Source organism: Nocardiopsis sp. TSRI0078, from assembly GCF_001905145.1.
GTDB lineage: Bacteria > Actinomycetota > Actinomycetes > Streptosporangiales > Streptosporangiaceae > Nocardiopsis.
Genome location: NZ_LWLB01000032.1, coordinates 103,085 through 121,459, shown reverse-complemented (window position 1 = coordinate 121,459; position 18,375 = coordinate 103,085). Strand labels below are relative to the sequence as shown.

The following is an 18,375-nucleotide window of genomic DNA, read 5'->3' as shown; positions in this document are numbered from 1 at the left end:
GAAAGTCCATGCGGGTGCCGCGAAAACCCCCGCTCGGAGGACCCTCCTGGCGCGTCCCGCGGAACCGGTCCCGCGGGTCCCGGTTTCCCGTCCTGCCGGGGTTGCGGGCCCCGGGAAGGAATCGGACCCGGTGTGGCCGGGGCGCTGTCACTTCGTTACACGCCGCTGACAGTTCACCTGTTAACGTCGTGCGAGCACGGAATCTCATAATCCTCGGCGGTGGCTGGCGAAATGACACGAGTGGTCGTGATCGGTGACCTGATGACCGACGCCGTCGCGCGCGCGTTCCACCCGTTGGCCCGCGGCAGCGACACTCCGGCGTCCGTGGTCATGTACGGCGGCGGTTCCGGGGCGAACATCGCCTCGTGGCTGGCCGTGGAGGGCACCGAGACCACCTTCGTCGGTCGCCGGGGCTCCGACATCACCGGACGCACCCGCGAGATGGAGCTCATGGGCTACGGCCTGGACTCGCGCATGGTGATGGACCCCGAGCGCCCCACCGGCACCTGCGTGGTGATGATCACGCACCGGGGCGACCGGACGATGCTGAGCGACCCGGGCGCCAACGCGCGCCTGCAGCCCGAGGACCTGCCCCGCGACGTGTTCGCCCCGGACGGGCACCTGCACGTGTCGGGGTACACGCTGATCAACCCCGACTCCCGACGCGCCGCCCGGGTGGCGCTGCGCATGGCCCGCGAGAGCGGGATGTCGATCTCGGTGGACGCCGGCTCGCACGCGCCGCTGGAGCGCGCGGGCGCGGAGAACTTCCTGGACTGGACGCAGGGCGCGCGCCTGCTGTTCGCCAACGTCGACCAGGCCCGGGTGCTCACCGGGCGGGACGAGCCCGAGGCCGCCGCGAAGGTGCTGACCGCCTGGTTCCCGAACGTGGTGCTCAAGCTGGGCGACAAGGGCGGCCTGTGGGCGTCCAAGACCCGTGAGGACTGCGTGACGGCGCCCGCCGAGCCGGTGGACCCCTCCCCCGGATCGGTGGGCGCCGGCGACGCGTTCATCGCCGGCTTCCTGCCCGAGTGGCTGGCCGGACGCCACCCCAAGGAGGCGCTGGGCCGGGCGCACCACCTGGCCGCACGCGCCCTGCACCAGCCGGGCGCCCGCCCGGACCTGGGCGAGGAACAGCCGGTCCGCCGCGGCGCCCCGCGCGGCCAGCGCATCCGCTAGGCCCGTCGGCCCCGCGCGGCGGCCGCCGGAACCCCGCCGGGTCAGCTCCCTGTGGTGGCCAGGGTGAGCGGCAGGACCTCGGGCGCCCCGGCACGGCGGAGCAGGGCGGCGCCCACGGTGAGGCTCCATCCGGTGTCGACGAAGTCGTCGACCAGCAGCACCGGCCCCGGCGTCTGCTCCTGGAGCCGGGCCATCCGCTCCGTCAGCCCGTCCCCCGCGACCAGGGCCGAGTACACCTGTTCCAGGCGCATCGCGCTGTTGTGCCTCCGGGGCCCCGGGCCGCCCTCGGTGCGGTACTCCAGCGCCCCCACGGGGACGAGCCGCCCGAGCCGGGCCAGCCGTGAGGCCAGGTCGGTGATCATCCCGGGGCGGGTGAGCGAGGGCATCACCGCCACCCCGACGGGGCGGCGCTCCCACCCCCAGGAGGCCAGGACCCGCACGACTCCCTGGACCACGCGCTCGTCCACCGGCGCGTCGGGGGCGTCGGCCGCCAGGACGCGGCGCAGCTCGTTGCCCCAGCCGATGTCGGTGAGGCGGCCCAGGGCGCGCCCCTCCCCGGCACGCAGCTCCTCCTTGATCTTTCCGGACAGGTCCACGCCCAGGGTGCCCATCCCGGTCGGCCACTGTCGGCGCGGCGCGATCGGGGTGCCGGGCCGGTCCAGGTGCTCGGCCGCGGCCTCGCGCCGGGTGGAGTCGACGTCGGTGGGCCAGTACTCCCCCGTGCACACGTCGCAGCGCCCGCAGGGTGCGGCCTCCGGGTCGTCCAGCTGGCGGCGCAGGAACTCCATCCGGCAGGTGTCGAGGTCGATGTAGTCGAGCATGGCGCGCTGCTCGCGCTCGCGCGCACGGCTGACCGCCTCGTAGCGGTCGGCGTCGTAGGTCCACGGCTGCCCCGTGGCCTCCCAGCCGCCCCGGACCCGGCGGACGGCCCCGTCCACGTCCAGTACCTTGAGCATCTGCTCCAGGCGGGTGCGGCGCAGGTCCACCCGGGTCTCCAGGTGGGCGGGCGACAGCGGCCGGTCGGCCCCGGCGAGCACCTCCAGGGTCTGGCGCACGGTCTGCTCGGGCGGGAAGGACAGCCCGGCGAAGTACTCCCAGATCTGGGTGTCCTCGCGGCCGGGCAGCAGCACCGCCTCGGCCCGCTCCACGCCGCGGCCGGCGCGGCCGACCTGCTGGTAGTAGGAGATCGGGGACTGGGGGGCGCCCAGGTGGACGACGAAGCCCAGGTCCGGCTTGTCGAAGCCCATGCCCAGCGCGCTGGTGGCGACCAGGGCCTTGACCCGGTTGGCGAGCAGGTCGTCCTCGGCCTCGCGGCGCTCGTCGGGGTCGGTCTGGCCGGTGTAGGCGCGCACGTCCATGCCCTGCTCGGTCAGGAAGCGGGCGGTCTCCTGGGCGGCGCTGACGGTGAGCGTGTAGACGATGCCCGAGCCCTGGATCTTGGGCAGGTGCTCGGCCAGCCAGCTGAGCCGGGCCGTGGGGTCGGGCAGCCGTGCGACGGCCAGGCGCAGGCTCTCGCGCTCCAGGGGGCCGCGCAGGACCAGGGTGTCCTCGCGCTCGCCGCCCGCCTGGAGCTGCTCGGCGACGTCGCGGGTGACGCGCTCGTTGGCGGTGGCGGTGGTGGCCAGCACCGGGACGCCGCCGGGCAGGTCGTGCAGCAGGGAGCGGATCCGCCGGTAGTCGGGGCGGAAGTCGTGGCCCCAGTCGGAGACGCAGTGGGCCTCGTCGATGACGACCAGGCCCGCCCCGGCGGCCAGCTCGGGCAGGACCCGGTCGCGGAACTCGGGGTTGTTGAGGCGCTCGGGGCTGACCAGCAGCACGTCGACCCTGCCCGCCGCCACGTCGGCGTAGGCCGCCTCCCAGTCGGTGGTGTTGGAGCTGTTGATGGTGCGCGCGTGGATGCCCGCGCGCTCGGCGGCGGCGATCTGGTTGCGCATCAGCGCCAGCAGCGGGGAGACGATGACGGTGGGGCCCGCCCCCTCGGCGCGCCTGAGCGCGGTGGCCACGAAGTACACCGCCGACTTGCCCCAGCCGGTGCGCTGGACGACGAGGGCCCTGCGGCGCTCGGCGGCCAGGGCGTGGATGGCGGTCCACTGGTCCTCGCGCAGCCGGGCGGAGTCCCCGGCCAGGGCCCGCAGGTGCGCCTCGGCGCGCTCGCGCAGCCCGCCGCCGGAGGCGTCGGTGGGGACGGTGTGGTCAGGGGTGGGTGTGGCCATACGTCCTTTGGTACCAGAGCCGGGGGACCGTCGAGGCGTCGTCCACAGGCCCGGTCTCCCGGAGCGGCACACGACGGACATATCGGTACCGAGTCCCATCAGAGCACACTGGCCCACCCTTGTAACAGTAAGGAAACTTTCCACTTTCCTGGCATTGCGCTTCTCCGTGTCCGGCTGAACACTCATCGCCAAGGCTCACACCTGGGAGCGCTCCCGCACCTACGGGGGCGGCCTCCCGCGAGAACGAGCGAAAGGCGCACCATGCAGCATCCATGGAGTCGGCCGGGCTCCCGCCACCCGAGATCCCGGGCCTCGTCCCGGCGGACCCCGCGGCTGGGGACACTGGCCGCAGCGGCGGCACTGGCCGTCGTCGGAGCGTCCGCCCCGGCCCTCACCCTCCACGGCGTCGACCCCGCGTCCGCCGCGACGGCACAGGTCCCGGTGGGCGCGGGAAGCTACGCCGAGGCCCTCCCCGCGGGGGCCTCCGTCCCCTCCGACCTCAACGGCGAGCCGGTATCGCCCAAGGTCACCGAGGACTACCGGGGACCCGCCCCCACCAACGAGTGGTGGTCCTCCCTCATCTTCCAGCGCTACCCCGACAACCCCTACGGCGAGAACCTCTTCGCCCACCCCGCCAGCTTCCGCCCCCACGCGGGCGGCCTGGAGATGGGCTACCCGGAGGACCACCGCCTCGTCGGCGACGGGCTCAAGTACGAGCACCCCCACACCGCCGACCTGTCCCTGGGCGCGACCGGACTGGACTCCCCCGACACCCGTGTGGCCGACAGCGACGACTGGACGGTCACCGCGCACTGGGAGGGCGGCGGCTCCTCCCTGCGCGTCACCATCGGCCAGGGCATGCCCTTCGCCTACGCCGAGACCCACGGCGGCGACGCCGAGGTGGCCTTCTCCAGCCCGCCCGACGTCTGGCACGAGGACGGAGCGGTGGTCGGCGCGAGCGTCGACGGCCGCCACTACGCCCTCTTCGCCCCCTCCGGCTCCGCCTGGGCCCGGTCCGGGAACACCTTCACCGCCGCCACCGGAGCCGACGGGCACTACTCCGTGGCGGTGCTCCCCTCCCCCGAGGACCTGGACGCCTTCGCCCCCTACGCCCACTCCTTCGTCACCGGCTCCGTCGTCGAGTACGACTACGACGAGGCCGCCGCCACCCTGACCAGCACCTACCGGCTGGAGACCGAGGCGCGCGAGGGCGGGGAGACCGGCACGCTGATGGCGCTCTACCCCCACCAGTGGGACAACGCCGTCACCGGGCTCACCGGCCTCTCCTACACCTCGCCGCGCGGTGAGATGCGGGTGGTCGAGGGGAACAGCTTCACCACCGAGCTGACCACCCAGGGCATCCTGCCCAGCCTGCCGACCGTGGACGGCGCCGACCACGACCGGATGCGCCAGCTCATCGACGAGGTCCTCGCCGACCCCGAGCCCTTCCCCGAGCCCGGCGACACCTACTGGGACGGCAAGGCCATGGGGCGCCTGGCCCAGCTCGTGCCCATCGCCGACTCCATCGGGTACACCGAGGCCCGCGACGAGCTCCTCGCCCTGGTCAGGGGGCGCCTGGAGGACTGGCTGACCGCCGGGGGCACCCGCCAGTTCCACCACAACGCCGAGTGGGGCACCATGCTCGGCTACCCGGACAGCTTCGGCGCCGCCCAGGAGGTCAACGACCACGACTTCCACTACGGCTACTTCGTCTCGGCGGCGGCCGTCGTCGCCCGCTACGACAGCGCGTGGGCCGACGAGGACGCCTGGGGCGGCATGGTCCGCCTGCTGATCCGGGACGTGGCCGAGACCGACCGCGACGGGAGCATGTTCCCGCGCCTGCGCTCCTTCTCCCCCTACGCGGGACACGGCTGGGCCTCCGGGCACGCCGGGTTCGCCGCGGGCAACAACCAGGAGTCCTCCTCCGAGGGCATGCACTTCGCCGCCGCCACCGCCCTGTTCGGTTCGCTGACCGGCGACGAGGAGCTGCGCGACCTGGGCGTGTACCTGCACACCACCCAGGCCTCCGCCATCGCCCGCTACTGGCAGGACCACGGCGGCGACACGTTCCCCGAGGACTTCGAGCACGACGTCGTGGGCATGGTCTGGGGCGACGGCGGCGACTACCGCATCTGGTGGGACGGCGGTGAGGAGGAGCACTACGGCATCAACTACCTGCCCATCACCGCGGGCTCGCTGTACCTGGGGTACGACCCCGCGCATGCCGGCGCCATGTACGAGTCCCTGGTGGACCGCCTCGGCCGCGAACCGCAGATCTGGCGCGACATCCACTGGGCGCACCGCGCCCTCTCCGACGGCGACGACGCCCTGCGCATGTTCGAGGAGCAGTGGGACACCTACGAACCGGAGGCGGGCAGCTCCAAGCCGCACACCTACCAGTGGGTCTCCACGCTCGCCGAGGTGGGCACCGTCGACACCTCCGTCACCGCCGACACCGCGCACTACGCGGTCTTCGACGACGGCGGCACCCGCACCCACACCGCGTTCAACCCGGGACCGGAGCCGGTCACCGTCTCCTTCTCGGACGGCACCGAACTGCGCGTGGAGCCGCGCTCCCTGGCCTCCACCACGGGCGAGGGCGGCGGGGGCGACCCCGGAGACCCCGGAGACCCCGGTGATCCCGGGGACGGCAACGTCGGCGACGGCCGCCTCCACCTGACCCCCACCGCGCTCTCCGGCACCCCGCACGGATCCGCCGGCGAGATCACCGTGCCCTCCGCCGGAGGGGGCAACCAGGACGGCCTGCCGCCGGAGGACCGGGTGGTCCTGCGCGCCGACGGCCTGACCGGGTCCCACACCGGCGGCTCCACGGCGTTCTCCCTCCCGGTGGACTCCGGGAGCGCGGTCGCCAACGCGGTCCAGGTCCGCGTGGTCTACGACCTGGACGGCGACGGCGCCGACGACCGGACGGAGACCTACCGCTACTTCCCCACCGACGACCTGGACGGCTGGGAGGAGTACACGCAGGGCCAGGGCCCGGCGAGCAGTGAGGGAGCCCTCGGCGACCTGACCGGCGGCTCCGTCCGCGTCGAGCTGTGGAGCGCCCTGGGCGGCCAGCCCTCGAAGGTCCTGCTCGGCCCCGACGGCGGCGCCTCGGTCACGATTCCCTTCACCGACTGACGACGAGGTCCGCGAAAGCACCGCGGGGACGCCGGCCCTTCGGCGTCCCCGCGGGTTCCCGCGGTGCCCGGGGACCGGCCGTGACCAGTGGCGGGCCCCTCCCTCCCAGCCTTCCGGCGACGGTTCCCGCCCCGGCCCGCCCACGGGGCGAAAACCGTCCCACGCATGGGCGAAAACCACGCGTCGCGCGGTTCACACTCCCCCGGCCACGCGCCCATGTACGTTTCAGTCTCTGGCACAGGCCAGAATTACGGACATGGCCCGTACTACTACCCGTCCCCCCGAGGATCTCGCCGAGAAGATCATCGACATCGACGTCTCCGAGGAGATGCGCGGCAGCTTCCTGGAGTACGCCTACTCGGTCATCTACCAACGCGCGCTACCGGACGCGCGCGACGGTATGAAACCGGTGCAGCGGCGCATCCTCTACCAGATGAACGAGATGGGGCTCCGGCACGACCGCGGCCACGTCAAGTGCGCCCGCGTCGTCGGGGAGGTGATGGGGCGGCTGCACCCCCACGGTGACAGCGCCATCTACGACGCCCTCGTGCGTCTGAGCCAGTCCTTCGCCATGCGCGTGCCGCTGGTCGACGGCCACGGCAACTTCGGCTCCCTGGGCGGCGACGACGCTCCCGCCGCCATGCGCTACACCGAGGCCCGGCTGGACCGTGCCGCCGAACTGCTGGTCTCCTCCATCGACGAGAACGTCGTCGACTTCAGGCCCAACTACGACGGCCAGGAGACCGAGCCCGAGGTCCTGCCCGCGGCCTTCCCGAACCTGCTGGTCAACGGCACCTCCGGGATCGCGGTGGGCATGGCCACCAACATGGCCCCGCACAACCTGGGCGAGGTCGTCGCGGCCGCCCGCCACCTGATCTCCCACCCCGACGCCACCCTGGAGGAGCTCACCGAGTTCGTGCCGGGGCCGGACCTGCCCACCGGCGGCACCATCGTCGGGCTGGACGGCATCCGCGACGCCTACCGGACCGGCCGCGGCACCTTCAAGACGCGCGCCACGGTCTCCATCGAGAAGGTCTCCGCGCGCCGCACCGGCCTGGTGGTCACCGAGCTGCCCTACAGCGTGGGCCCGGAGAAGGTCGTCAGCCGGATCAAGGAGCTGGTCCAGTCCAAGAAGCTCCAGGGCATCTCGGACCTGAAGGACCTCACCGACCGCTCCCAGGGCCTGCGCCTGGTCATCGAGCTCAAGAACGGATTCAACCCCGAGGCCGTCCTGGAGGAGCTGTACCGCCTGACGCCGATGGAGGAGTCCTTCGGCATCAACAACGTCGCCCTCGTGGACGGCCAGCCCCAGACCCTGGGCCTGCGCGAGCTCCTCGAGGTCTACGTCAACCACCGCCTCGACGTGGTGCGCCGCCGCAGCGAGTTCCGCCGCACCAAGCGCCAGGAGCGCCTGCACCTGGTGGACGGCCTGATCGTGGCCCTGCTGGACATCGACCGGGTCATCTCCCTGATCCGCGAGGCCGACGACACCGCCGCCGCCCGCGAGGCACTCATGGGCGCCTACGACATGTCCGAGGTCCAGGCCCGCTACATCCTGGACACCCCCCTGCGCCGCCTGACCCGCTTCGACCGGATGGAGCTGGAGGCCGAGCGGGACAAGCTCAACAAGGAGGTCGAGGCCCTCACCGAGATCCTGGAGTCGGACAAGAAGCTGCGCCGCCTGGTCTCCAAGGAGCTGGGCGAGGTCTCCAAGCAGTTCGCCACCCCGCGCCGCACCCAGCTGCGCGAGAGCGACGGCGCCTCGCGCAGCGCGGTGATCCCGCTGGAGATGGCCGACCAGCCCTGCCACGTGCTGATGGACGTGCACGGCACGATCGGCCGGAGCAAGGGCGCCACCGTGCCGCGCGTGTACGAGGGCCTGCGCACCCGGCACGACGCGGTACACGTGTCCGTCCCCACCACCTCGCGTTCGGACGTCGGCCTGGTCACCGACCTGGGCCGGATGATCCGCGTTCCGGTGGTGGAGCTGCCCGAACTGCCCGACGAGGGCGGGGACGGGCCGCCGATGGCCTCGGGGCTGGACGTGGGAGAGTTCGTCCAGCTCGACGGCGACGAACGGGTGGTGTCGGTGGTGTCGATGGACGCCTCCGGGCCCGGCTTCGTCGTGGGCACGCGCGGCGGCGTGGTCAAGCGGGTCTCCCCCGACTACCCGCCCAACAAGGACGACTTCGAGGTCATCACGCTCAAGGACGACGACCGCGTCGCGGGCGTCACCCAGCTGTCCACGGGCGAGGAGGACCTGGCCTTCATCACCTCCGAGGCGCAGCTGCTGCGCTTCTCCGCGACCACCGTGCGGCCCCAGGGCCGCCCCGCGGGCGGCGTGACGGGCATCCGCCTGTCGGAGGAGGCCCGGGTGCTGTGGTTCGGCGCCGTGCCCTGCCCGGAGGACTCGGTGGTGGTCACCGTGTCCGGCTCCTCCAGCGCCCTGGAGGGCACCCAGGCCGGCTCGGCCAAGGTCACGCCCTTCGAGGCCTACCCGTCCAAGGGCCGCGCCACCGGCGGTGTGCGCTGCCACCGCTACCTCAAGGGCGAGGACACGCTGCTGTTCGGCTGGGTCGGCCGGTCCCCCGCCCGCGCCGCGCGCGCCGACGGCAAGCCGGTGCGCCTGCCCGACACGACCGGCCGCAGGGACGGGTCGGGTGAGGCCCTGCCCCGCGCGATCGTTACCGTAGGTAGTGGTCAGACCGACTCCGGGATCACCCCTCCCGGGGCCGGGACCTGAGTCCTTCGCCCGAGCGTCGCGCGCACCGGACCGTTCCGGTGCGCGCGACGTGTGCGCGACCACGGAACAAGGGAGCGAACCCACGTGACTGACAACAGCGGTGCCACCCCCTCCGCGGGGGCCTTCGACGACCTCTTCGCCGCGAACGAGGCCTACACCGAATCCTTCTCTCTGGGCGGCCTCAAGCCGGTCGCCGCACGCGGTCTGGCCCTGGTGACCTGCATGGACTCCAGGATCGAACCCCTGGACACGCTGGGGCTGAAGCCGGGGGACGCCAAGATCCTCCGCAACGCTGGCGCCAGGGTGACCGACGACACCCTGCGCACCCTGGTCCTGGCGGTGTACCTGCTCGGCGTCGACCGGGTGCTGGTCCTGCCGCACACCCGCTGCAAGATGGCCTCCGTGGAGGGCGACGACGCCGTCCACGACCTCATCCAGGAGGAGTACGGGGTGGACACCCGCAGCCTGGAGTTCCACACCGACAACGACCAGCTGGGGGCGCTCCGGCACGACCTGGAGCGCATCCGCCACCACCCGCTGCTGCCCCAGGGCCTGCCGGTGACGGGCGCGATCTACGACGTGGACACCGGACGGGTCACCCCCGTCGACCTCTGAGGCGCGCCACCCCACACGGGACCGCGCCGGCCGGTGGTGTCGCGGCGCACGTGTCCGGGGATCTCTTCAGTGGGTGCGAAGGCCGGGTGCGGTCACTCGGACCGCCCCGGCACCTTTCGTCCCACACGTCCCACAAGGGAATGCGGTCGCCACCCCGGCCGTTGTGATCCGGGACGGCCCCGCGTCGTCGGAAGGAGCACCGTGGAAGAGAACACCTACGACACCTTCAACCGCGCCCGCATGTTCATGGAGCTGGGCGACCCCATCTACGCCGCCCGGACCCTCGAACCGGTCGTCGAGCAGGAGCCCGAGAGCCGCTCCCTGCTGGAGCTGCTGGGCCGCGCCTACTTCCACTCCGCGCAGCTCAACAAGGCCGAGCGGACCTTCCGCAGGATCATCGAGCTGGACCCGGTGGACAACTGGGCGCACATCGCGCTCGCACGCACGCTGGAGCGCCAGAGCCGCCACGAGGAGGCGGCCACCTACCGCCGCATGTACTCGGTGATGTCCGGCGGTTCGCTGGACTAGCGCGCCGACCCCGTCGGCGCCCTCCGCCGTCCTCGACGGCACGGGCCGAGGAGGCCGGGATCCCCGGGTCCCGGCTTCTCCCGTGTACGGGGCACGCCCTCCCCGCCCCGGCGCTCCCACCTGCGCGTGCGGGCTACCCTGCTGGACATGGCACCCTCACCAAGCGAGCCGGGCGACACCCCCTGGGTGGACCGGTGCGACGACAGCGTCCGCTCCTGGGCGGACGAGGCGGTGCGCCGGGTCGTGGCCGACGCCAACCGCTCGGCCGACACCCACCTGCACGTGTTCCCGCTGCCCCCGGAGTGGGGCATCGACCTCTATCTCAAGGACGAGTCGGTGCATCCCACCGGCAGCCTCAAGCACCGGCTGGCGCGCTCGCTGTTCCTGTACGGACTGGCCAACGGGTGGATCCGTGAGGGCACCACGATCGTGGAGGCCAGTTCGGGCTCCACGGCGGTCTCGGAGGCCTACTTCGCCCAGCTGGTCGGCCTGGACTTCGTCACCGTCATCCCCCGCAGGACCAGCCCGGAGAAGATCGCCCTCATCGAGCGCTACGGCGGGAAGTGCCACTTCGTGGACGCCCCGCCCGAGATGTACGCCGAGGCCGAGCGGCTGGCCGCCGAGACGGGCGGCCACTACATGGACCAGTTCACCTACGCCGAGCGGGCCACCGACTGGCGCGGCAACAACAACATCGCCGAGTCGATCTTCGAGCAGCTCAGCCTGGAGCGCCACCCCTGCCCCGACTGGATCGTGGTGGGCGCGGGCACCGGCGGCACCTCCGCCACCATCGGCCGCTACCTGCGCTACCGGCGCCTGGGCACCCGCCTGGCGGTGGTGGACCCGGAGAACTCGGCGTTCTTCCCCGGCTGGGTGACCGGTGCGCCCGACTACGCCACGGGCATGCCCTCGCGGATCGAGGGGATCGGCCGCCCCCGCATGGAGCCGAGCTTCGTGCCCTCGGTGATCGACCTGATGATGCCGGTGCCCGACGCCGCGAGCATCGCCGCGATGCGGCACCTGCACGACGTCACCGGGCTGAGCGCCGGAGGCTCCACGGGCACGAACCTGTGGGGGGTGTGGAACCTGGTCGCCAGGATGCTCCGTGAGGGCCGCAGGGGCAGTGTGGTCACCCTGATCTGCGACGGCGGCGAACGCTACCAGCACAGCTACTACAACGACGCCTGGGTGGCGGAGAGGGGCCTGGACCCCGGCCCCTACCGCGCCAGCGTCGACCGGTTCCTCGCGGAGGGGGTCTGGGCGCCGCCGCAGACCCCCTGACACCACCATGCCGCACCAGTTGCTCTTGTACTTACAGCGAGGTTCGACGCCTTGGGGTGGTCAAGTGGTTGTGGCAACGAGGAACCTGTTGAGGGCCTCGGCCGGGGTGGCCCGGCCCAGGGTCTGACGGGGACGGCCGTTGAGCTCGGCGGCCACCCCGTCCAACCCCTCCTGCGACCAGTCCCGGAAATCCGTGCTGGACCGAGGAAAGTACTGGCGCAACGGTTCCGGCCGGTCCGCTAGGCGTCGATGCGGGCCACGTCCAGCTCCTGGGCGCCCTGTTGGATGAAGCGGCGGCGCGGGGCGACCTCGTTGCCCATCAGCAGGTTGAACACCGAGGCGGCCTCCTCGGCCTGCTCCACGCGGATCCGGCGCAGCGTGCGGTGGCGCGGGTCCATGGTGGTCTCGGCCAGCTGGTCGGCGTCCATCTCACCCAGGCCCTTGTACCGCTGCACCGGCTCCTTCCAGGAGATCTTGCGCTTCTCCAGGTCCAGCAGCGTGCGGGAGAGCTCGGCGTCGGAGTAGGTGTAGATGTAGCGGTCCTCGGGCTTGGCCCCCCGCTTGCGCCGGGTGTTGGTCAGCTCGATGCGGTGCAGCGGCGGAACGGCCGCGTAGACCCGCCCGGACTCCAGCATCGGACGCATGTACCGGTAGATGAGCGTGAGCAGCAGGCAGCGGATGTGCGCACCGTCCACGTCGGCGTCGGCCATGAGGATGATCCGGCCGTAGCGGGCGGCGTCGATGTCGAAGGTGCGCCCCGAGCCGGCGCCGACCACCTGCAGGATGGCCGCGCACTCGGCGTTCTTGAGCATGTCGGCGACCGAGGACTTCTGCACGTTGAGGATCTTGCCCCGGATCGGCAGCAGCGCCTGGAACTCGGAGTCGCGGGCCAGCTTGGCCGTGCCCAGGGCCGAGTCGCCCTCGACGATGAACAGCTCGCTGCGCTCCAGGCCCTCGCTGCGGCAGTCCACCAGCTTGGCGGGCAGCGCCGAGCTCTCCAGGGCGTTCTTGCGCCGCTGGGTCTCACGCTGCTGGCGCGCGGCCAGGCGAGCCTTGGCGGCGCCGACGACCTTCTCCAGGACCATGCGGGCCTTGGCCTTGTCCGCCTTCCTGGTGGTGGTCAGGAACTCGCGCAGCTCCTTGCCGACCACCTGGGAGACGATCCTGGTCGCCGCGGAGGTGCCGAGGATCTCCTTGGTCTGGCCCTCGAACTGCGGCTCGGGCAGGCGGACCGTGACGACCGCGGTGAGGCCCTCCTGTGTGTCGTCCTTGGTGACGGGGTCGTCGCTGTTCTTGAGCAGCTTGGTGGCGCGCAGCTGGTCGTTGACCACCCGCACCAGGGCGCGTTCGAAGCCGTTGACGTGGGTGCCGCCCTTGGGCGTGGCGATGACGTTGACGAAGCTTCGCACGGTGGTGTCGTAGCCGGTGCCCCAGCGCAGGGCCACGTCCACGTCCAGGCGGCGCTCGACGTCGGCGGGCACCATGTGGCCCGCGTCGTCCAGGACCGGGACGGTCTCGGTGAAGTTGCCGCTGCCCTGGATGCGCAGCACGTCGCTGACCGGGTCGTCGGGGGACAGGAAGGTGCAGAACTCGCTGATGCCGCCGTCGAAGCGGAACTCCTCCTCGTGGGCGGGCTCCCCCTCCGCGCGCTCGTCGCGCACGGCGATGGTCAGCCCCGGCACGAGGAAGGCGGTCTGGCGGGCCCGGTCCAGGAGCGACTCACGGGCGATCTCGGCTTCCTTGAGGAAGATCTGCAGGTCCGGCCAGAACCGGATGCGGGTCCCGGTGGTCTTCTGGGCCACCTTGCGGACCTGCTCCAGGCCCGAGGCGGCGGTGAACTCGGCGTCGGGCCCGGGGCCGGCGAAGCGGCCCGGGATGCCCCGGCGGAAGCTGATCGCGTGGGTGCGGCCCTGGCGGTCGACCTCCACGTCCACCCGGGCCGACAGGGCGTTGACCACCGAGGCGCCGACGCCGTGCAGACCGCCGGAGGCGGTGTAGGAGCCCGAGCCGAACTTGCCGCCCGCGTGCAGCTTGGTCATGACCAGCTCCACGCCGGACAGGCCGGACTTGGGTTCCTTGTCGACGGGGATGCCGCGGCCGTCATCGCTCACCGACACCGATCCGTCGGCGTGCAGGGTGACGTCGATGCGTCCGCAGAAGCCGCCCAGGGCCTCGTCCACGGAGTTGTCGATGATCTCCCACATGCAGTGGGTGAGGCCGCGGCTGTCGGTGGACCCGATGTACATGCCCGGCCGTTTGCGCACCGCCTCAAGACCTTCGAGGACCGACAGGTGCCGGGCGGAGTAATCCTCGGGGTCGTGGACGGCTGCGGTCAAGGCGGTCACTCGGACATCTCCTGCGTATTGAGGGCCATCAGGGGCGCTGATGCGGTGCGTGCCCTTTGTACCGCGCCGCACTGACGATAGGGGGCGGCGTGCCGGTCGCTTGCTACCGCCGGACCCGGCGGGAGGACGGGAGCCTGCCCCGCGCGAGACTACCACCTCTGGTGGATGCGGCCTGGATGCTCCTTCTTTCCGGGGATGCACCCCCTCCATACGGGTACAACAAGCACTAGAGACGACGTCGAGGCCGAAAGCCCCACATCAGGGCACCAACCAGGCAGATTCCGCTGTCGGCGTACACGGGCCCGGGTTGGGAACGTCTTGGTCGGGTTAGATGTTGTCAGAGGTGACTAACGCCGAGTATTGAGGATGGCGAAGTGACTGGAACCCTTGCCCCCACCCAGCCGCTGACGGCTGCTGACCGTTGCGACCGCTGTGGTGCACAGGCTTATGTCCGGGTGCTGCTGAACTCCGGCGGTGAACTGCTGTTCTGCGCGCACCACATGCGCAAGCACGATGACTCTCTCCGCAAGATCGCCTCGGACATCCAGGACGAGACCGACAAGCTTCACGAGAGCAAGACGGACGAGCGTTAGCCACACGAACGGGACGAGGGCGGCGGTTCACCGAACCGCCGCCCTCGCGCTCGTCCGGGCCGGACCCGTCAGCCCAGGACCCGGCTGTGGTAGCCGGAGACCCTGGTGAACCCCGCCCGCTCGTACAGGCGCAGGGCCGGGGCGTTGTCCGCGACCACGCACAGATAGGCCCTGCGCGCGCCCTTGTCGTGGGACCAGCGCAGCAGGTCGGCCAGGATCCCGGTGGCCACGCCCCTGCCCCGCGCCCCGGGCTCGGTGAACATGGCGCAGACGCCCACCGACTCCCCGTCCAGCACCGCGGCGCCCCTGCCGCCTTCGGCGGTGGCGTAGGCGGCGTCGACCCGGCCGAGGATGCGCGTGACGTCCAGTCCCGACCAGGCCGCTCCGGGCACGGTCGAGACCGAGGACGTCCCGGGGGACTCGGGGGGCTCATCGAGATCGCGGGCCAGGACCAGTGTGGGCTCCACCACCGCGTACCCGTGCCCGGCCAGGCGCCGGTCGACCTCCTCCTCCCCCGGCCACACCTGCACGCAGGGCCGCACCCCGCGCCCGGTGTAGTAGGCGGTGACCTCGGCCACGTCCGCGCCGGGGTCCGTCACCAGCGCGCAGTTGGCCCGCTTGGTGATCCCCTCGGCGAACCCGAAGCGCCATCCGCCGCGCTCCTCCACCTCGAAGGGCGGCCAGTCCCGCGTCACCCGCCGCGCCCACTCGTGCATCCCCGCTCCCTTCGTCGGAAGCAGCGATGCTATCCGCAGGCCCGCGCGGGGAGAGGGCCGCCCCGGCCCGCGCACGAGCCGCCCTACCATGGGCGGGCACACAGAACCCGCGTCCACCTGGGAGTCCGCACCATGATCGTCCTGCTGCCGCCGTCCGAGGGCAAGGCCACCTCAGGTGAGGGGCCGAGCCTGGACCCGGGGGCACTGACCCTCCCGGAGCTGGCCGGGGCCCGCGAGAGGGTCGTGGCCGCGCTGACGGAGCTGTGCGCGGGACCCGCGGACACCGCCATGGACGTCCTGGGGATCGGCCCCACCCAGGCCGACGCCCTCAAGCGCAACCTGGACCTGGCCACCGCGCCGACGCTGCGCGCCGCCGACCTGTACACGGGTGTGCTCTACGACCGGCTCGGACTGCCCGACCTCCCGGACGCGGCCGGGCGGGTCCTCGTCTTCTCCGGCCTGTGGGGCGTGGTCGGCCCCACCGACCGGATTCCCCCGTACCGCCTGTCCATGGGCGTGAAGCTGCCGCCCCTGGGCGGTCTGGGCGCCTACTGGCGCCGCGAGCTGTCCGCGCCCCTGGGCGAGCTGGTCGGGGACCGTCTCCTGGTCGACTGCCGCTCGGCGGCCTACGCCGCCGCGTTCGCCCCCCGCAACGGCGTCGCCGTCAAGGTGCTGCGCGAGCGCGTCGTGGACGGGGCCGTCAAACGCTCGGTGGTCAGCCACATGGCCAAGGCCACCCGGGGCGACATCGCCCGCTCCCTGCTCGTGGAGGGTGTGGACGCCTCCACTCCCGAGGAGCTGGCGGCCGCCCTGCGCGACCTGGGGCACACCGTGGAGCTGCCCGACCCGCGCGTGCTGAACGTCATCGTCCGCGGCTGAAGGTCCGGGGCCGGGGTCCTCTCCGAGGGGAGGACCCGGCGCAGGCCGCGAGGCACAGGCGTCCGGGCACGCCGACGGGGAGCGGCCACCTGCCACTCCCCGTAATATAACGACTCGATATCGCGACTTTATCCCGCACCTACAGTGCGTGCGGCAGCATGGTCACCGTCGGATGGATGACACGGCGTTCCGGCTACGGGCGCAGCGGCGCCCCGGAACACGGGGGACGCCCCGGAGCACCACGGGGGATGCTCCGGCACACGCGGGAGTCGCCACACCCGCGCGGACCATGGGGGCACCGGAACCCGGTGTGCCGTCCCGCCCACAGGGCGAGGCGGCACACCGGGAACGGGTCGGTCCTCGTGGGTCCCCGGCCACTCTCGGCTCGGCACCCTCAGGGCGCGGAGCGGGCCGGCCGCCACCTGGAAGGACTAGTCCAGGTAGTCGCGGAGTACCTGCGAACGCGACGGGTGACGGAGCTTCGACATCGTCTTGCTCTCGATCTGCCGGATGCGTTCCCGGGTGACTCCGTAGACCTTGCCGATCTCGTCTAAAGTCTTCGGCTGGCCGTCGGTGAGCCCGAAGCGCATGGACACCACGCCCGCCTCACGCTCGGACAGCGTGTCCAGCACCGAGTGCAGCTGCTCCTGCAGCAGCGTGAAGCTGACCGCCTCGCCCGGCTGGATGGCCTCGGAGTCCTCGATCAGGTCACCGAACTCGCTGTCGCCGTCCTCGCCCAGCGGGGTGTGCAGGGAGATCGGCTCGCGCCCGTACTTTTGGACCTCGACGACCTTCTCGGGGGTCATGTCGAGTTCCTTGGCCAGCTCCTCCGGGGTGGGCTCGCGGCCCAGGTCCTGGAGCATCTGGCGCTGCACGCGGGCCAGCTTGTTGATGACCTCGACCATGTGCACCGGGATGCGGATGGTGCGCGCCTGGTCGGCCATGGCGCGGGTGATCGCCTGGCGGATCCACCACGTCGCGTAGGTCGAGAACTTGAAGCCCTTGGTGTAGTCGAACTTCTCCACCGCGCGGATCAGACCGAGGTTGCCCTCCTGGATCAGGTCCAGGAACAGCATGCCGCGGCCGGTGTAGCGCTTGGCCAGCGACACCACCAGGCGGAGGTTGGCCTCCAGCAGGTGCTTCTTGGCGCGGCCGCCGTCCTCGGCGATCCACTCCAGCTCGTCGCGCAGCTCGAAGGTGAGGAGCTCGCCCTCCTCGGACAGCTTCTCCTCGGCGAAGAGGCCGGCCTCGATGCGCTTGGCCAGCTCGACCTCCTGCTCGGCGTTGAGCAGCGGGACCTTGCCGATCTGCTTGAGGTAGTCCTTGACCGGGTCCGCCGTCGCGCCCGCCGCGACGACCTGCGCCGCCGGGGCGTCGTCGTCATCGTCGTAGAGGACGAACGACTCGTCCTCGTTGGCGGGCTTGACGGGAGCACCCACGGCCTCGGGCTTGGCGGGCTTGGCATCCTTGTCCGCCGGGTCCGGGGTGTCCTCGACCAGCTCCAGCTCGGCGCCGGTGTGCTCGAGGTCGTCCAGGCCGTCCTCGTCCTCGGTGTACTCGCCGTCCGCCGCGAGTTCGAGGTCCTTCTTGGCCGTCGCCTTCTTGGTTCCGGCGGCCTTGGCCGGGCCCTTGGCGGCGGTCTTCTTGGCCGCGGCCTTCTTCGGCGCGGCCTTCCTGGCGGTGGTGGTCTTCTTGGCGGGGGCCTTCCTGGCCGGCTTCCGGGCGGGGCCCTCGGCCTCCTCGACGGCCTCGGCGACGGAGTCGACCACCGCGGTGACCGTCTCGGGCTGCTCCTTGGCCGCCGCGGCGCGCGCGGGCTTGGCCGCACCGCCGGCCGTCGCGGCCTTGGTGGACCTGGTCGAGGTGGACCGCGTGGCCGCCGGCTTGCGCCGCGGCGCCTTGCGCCGGGAGGAGGCCGACTCGGGGACGAGTACGGTCACGCCTTCCTTCGCGAGGCTGCGGAGCACGGACTGCGCCTGCGACATCGGGATTTCGGCCTCTTCGAAGGCACGGCGCACGTCCTCGGGCTCAAGAAAGCCCTGGGACCGCCCACGCTCGATCAGCTGCTGAATGACGGGCTCTTGCAGTGACTCGGACTGCTTCGAGCGAGTCGAACTGGCAGATGACACAAACACCTCTCGAACG

Annotated in this window: 12 protein-coding genes; 8 read left to right on the top strand and 4 right to left on the bottom strand. The window is 72.0% G+C overall.

All coding sequences use genetic code 11. The features are described from left to right. Positions 1-240: 240 nt before the first annotated feature. Positions 241-1,176, top strand: coding sequence for a carbohydrate kinase family protein (locus A6A08_RS17565; protein ID WP_073703701.1), 936 nt, complete (start codon positions 241-243; stop codon positions 1,174-1,176). Positions 1,177-1,217: 41 nt separating this feature from the next. On the opposite strand, the gene A6A08_RS17560 is transcribed toward A6A08_RS17565, so the two are convergent. After that, on the bottom strand, positions 1,218-3,389 hold the full coding sequence (locus A6A08_RS17560) for a RecQ family ATP-dependent DNA helicase (RefSeq protein ID WP_073703700.1): 2,172 nt from the start codon (positions 3,387-3,389) through the stop codon (positions 1,218-1,220). Positions 3,390-3,650: 261 nt separating this feature from the next. Here A6A08_RS17560 and A6A08_RS17555 point away from each other — a divergent pair, with 261 nt between their 5' ends. The 5 genes from A6A08_RS17555 (at position 3,651) to A6A08_RS17535 (ending at position 11,697) form a co-directional block, all read left to right on the top strand. Then, the gene (locus A6A08_RS17555) at positions 3,651-6,530 is read left to right on the top strand and encodes a glycosyl hydrolase (RefSeq protein WP_073703699.1); all 2,880 of its coding nucleotides are present in this window, start codon (positions 3,651-3,653) and stop codon (positions 6,528-6,530) included. Positions 6,531-6,786: 256 nt separating this feature from the next. Then, positions 6,787-9,273 (top strand): DNA topoisomerase (ATP-hydrolyzing) subunit A, encoded by a 2,487-nt coding sequence (locus A6A08_RS17550; protein ID WP_073703698.1) that lies wholly within the window; start codon positions 6,787-6,789, stop codon positions 9,271-9,273. An 84-nt stretch (positions 9,274-9,357) separates the two neighbouring features. Continuing rightward, on the top strand, positions 9,358-9,888 hold the full coding sequence (locus A6A08_RS17545; RefSeq protein WP_073703697.1) for a carbonic anhydrase: 531 nt from the start codon (positions 9,358-9,360) through the stop codon (positions 9,886-9,888). A 201-nt stretch (positions 9,889-10,089) separates the two neighbouring features. Beyond that, positions 10,090-10,416: a tetratricopeptide repeat protein gene (locus A6A08_RS17540; protein ID WP_073703696.1), complete on the top strand. Its 327-nt coding sequence runs from the start codon at positions 10,090-10,092 to the stop codon at positions 10,414-10,416. A gap of 147 nt (positions 10,417-10,563) precedes the next feature. Further along, complete coding sequence (locus A6A08_RS17535; RefSeq protein WP_073703695.1) at positions 10,564-11,697, top strand: PLP-dependent cysteine synthase family protein; 1,134 nt, start codon at positions 10,564-10,566, stop codon at positions 11,695-11,697. A 239-nt stretch (positions 11,698-11,936) separates the two neighbouring features. Here A6A08_RS17535 and A6A08_RS17530 read toward each other — a convergent pair whose 3' ends face one another. Further along, positions 11,937-14,042 (bottom strand): type IIA DNA topoisomerase subunit B, encoded by a 2,106-nt coding sequence (locus tag A6A08_RS17530; RefSeq protein ID WP_073703694.1) that lies wholly within the window; start codon positions 14,040-14,042, stop codon positions 11,937-11,939. A gap of 374 nt (positions 14,043-14,416) precedes the next feature. Here A6A08_RS17530 and A6A08_RS17525 point away from each other — a divergent pair, with 374 nt between their 5' ends. Beyond that, the gene (locus tag A6A08_RS17525; RefSeq protein WP_073703693.1) at positions 14,417-14,635 is read left to right on the top strand and encodes a hypothetical protein; all 219 of its coding nucleotides are present in this window, start codon (positions 14,417-14,419) and stop codon (positions 14,633-14,635) included. Positions 14,636-14,703: 68 nt separating this feature from the next. On the opposite strand, the gene A6A08_RS17520 is transcribed toward A6A08_RS17525, so the two are convergent. Next, positions 14,704-15,351, bottom strand: a complete 648-nt coding sequence (locus A6A08_RS17520) for a GNAT family N-acetyltransferase (protein ID WP_073703692.1) — start codon at positions 15,349-15,351, stop codon at positions 14,704-14,706. A gap of 132 nt (positions 15,352-15,483) precedes the next feature. On the opposite strand from A6A08_RS17520, the gene yaaA reads away from it, so the two are divergent. After that, positions 15,484-16,230 carry a peroxide stress protein YaaA gene (gene yaaA / locus A6A08_RS17515; RefSeq protein ID WP_073703691.1) on the top strand — a complete coding sequence of 249 codons (747 nt, stop codon included), beginning with the start codon at positions 15,484-15,486 and terminating at the stop codon, positions 16,228-16,230. Between the two features lie 431 nt (positions 16,231-16,661). Here the strand turns inward: yaaA and A6A08_RS17510 are convergent, their stop codons facing one another. Beyond that, entirely contained in the window at positions 16,662-18,359 is a 1,698-nt protein-coding gene (locus tag A6A08_RS17510; protein WP_083609167.1) for an RNA polymerase sigma factor, read from the bottom strand. Positions 18,360-18,375: the final 16 nt, after the last annotated feature.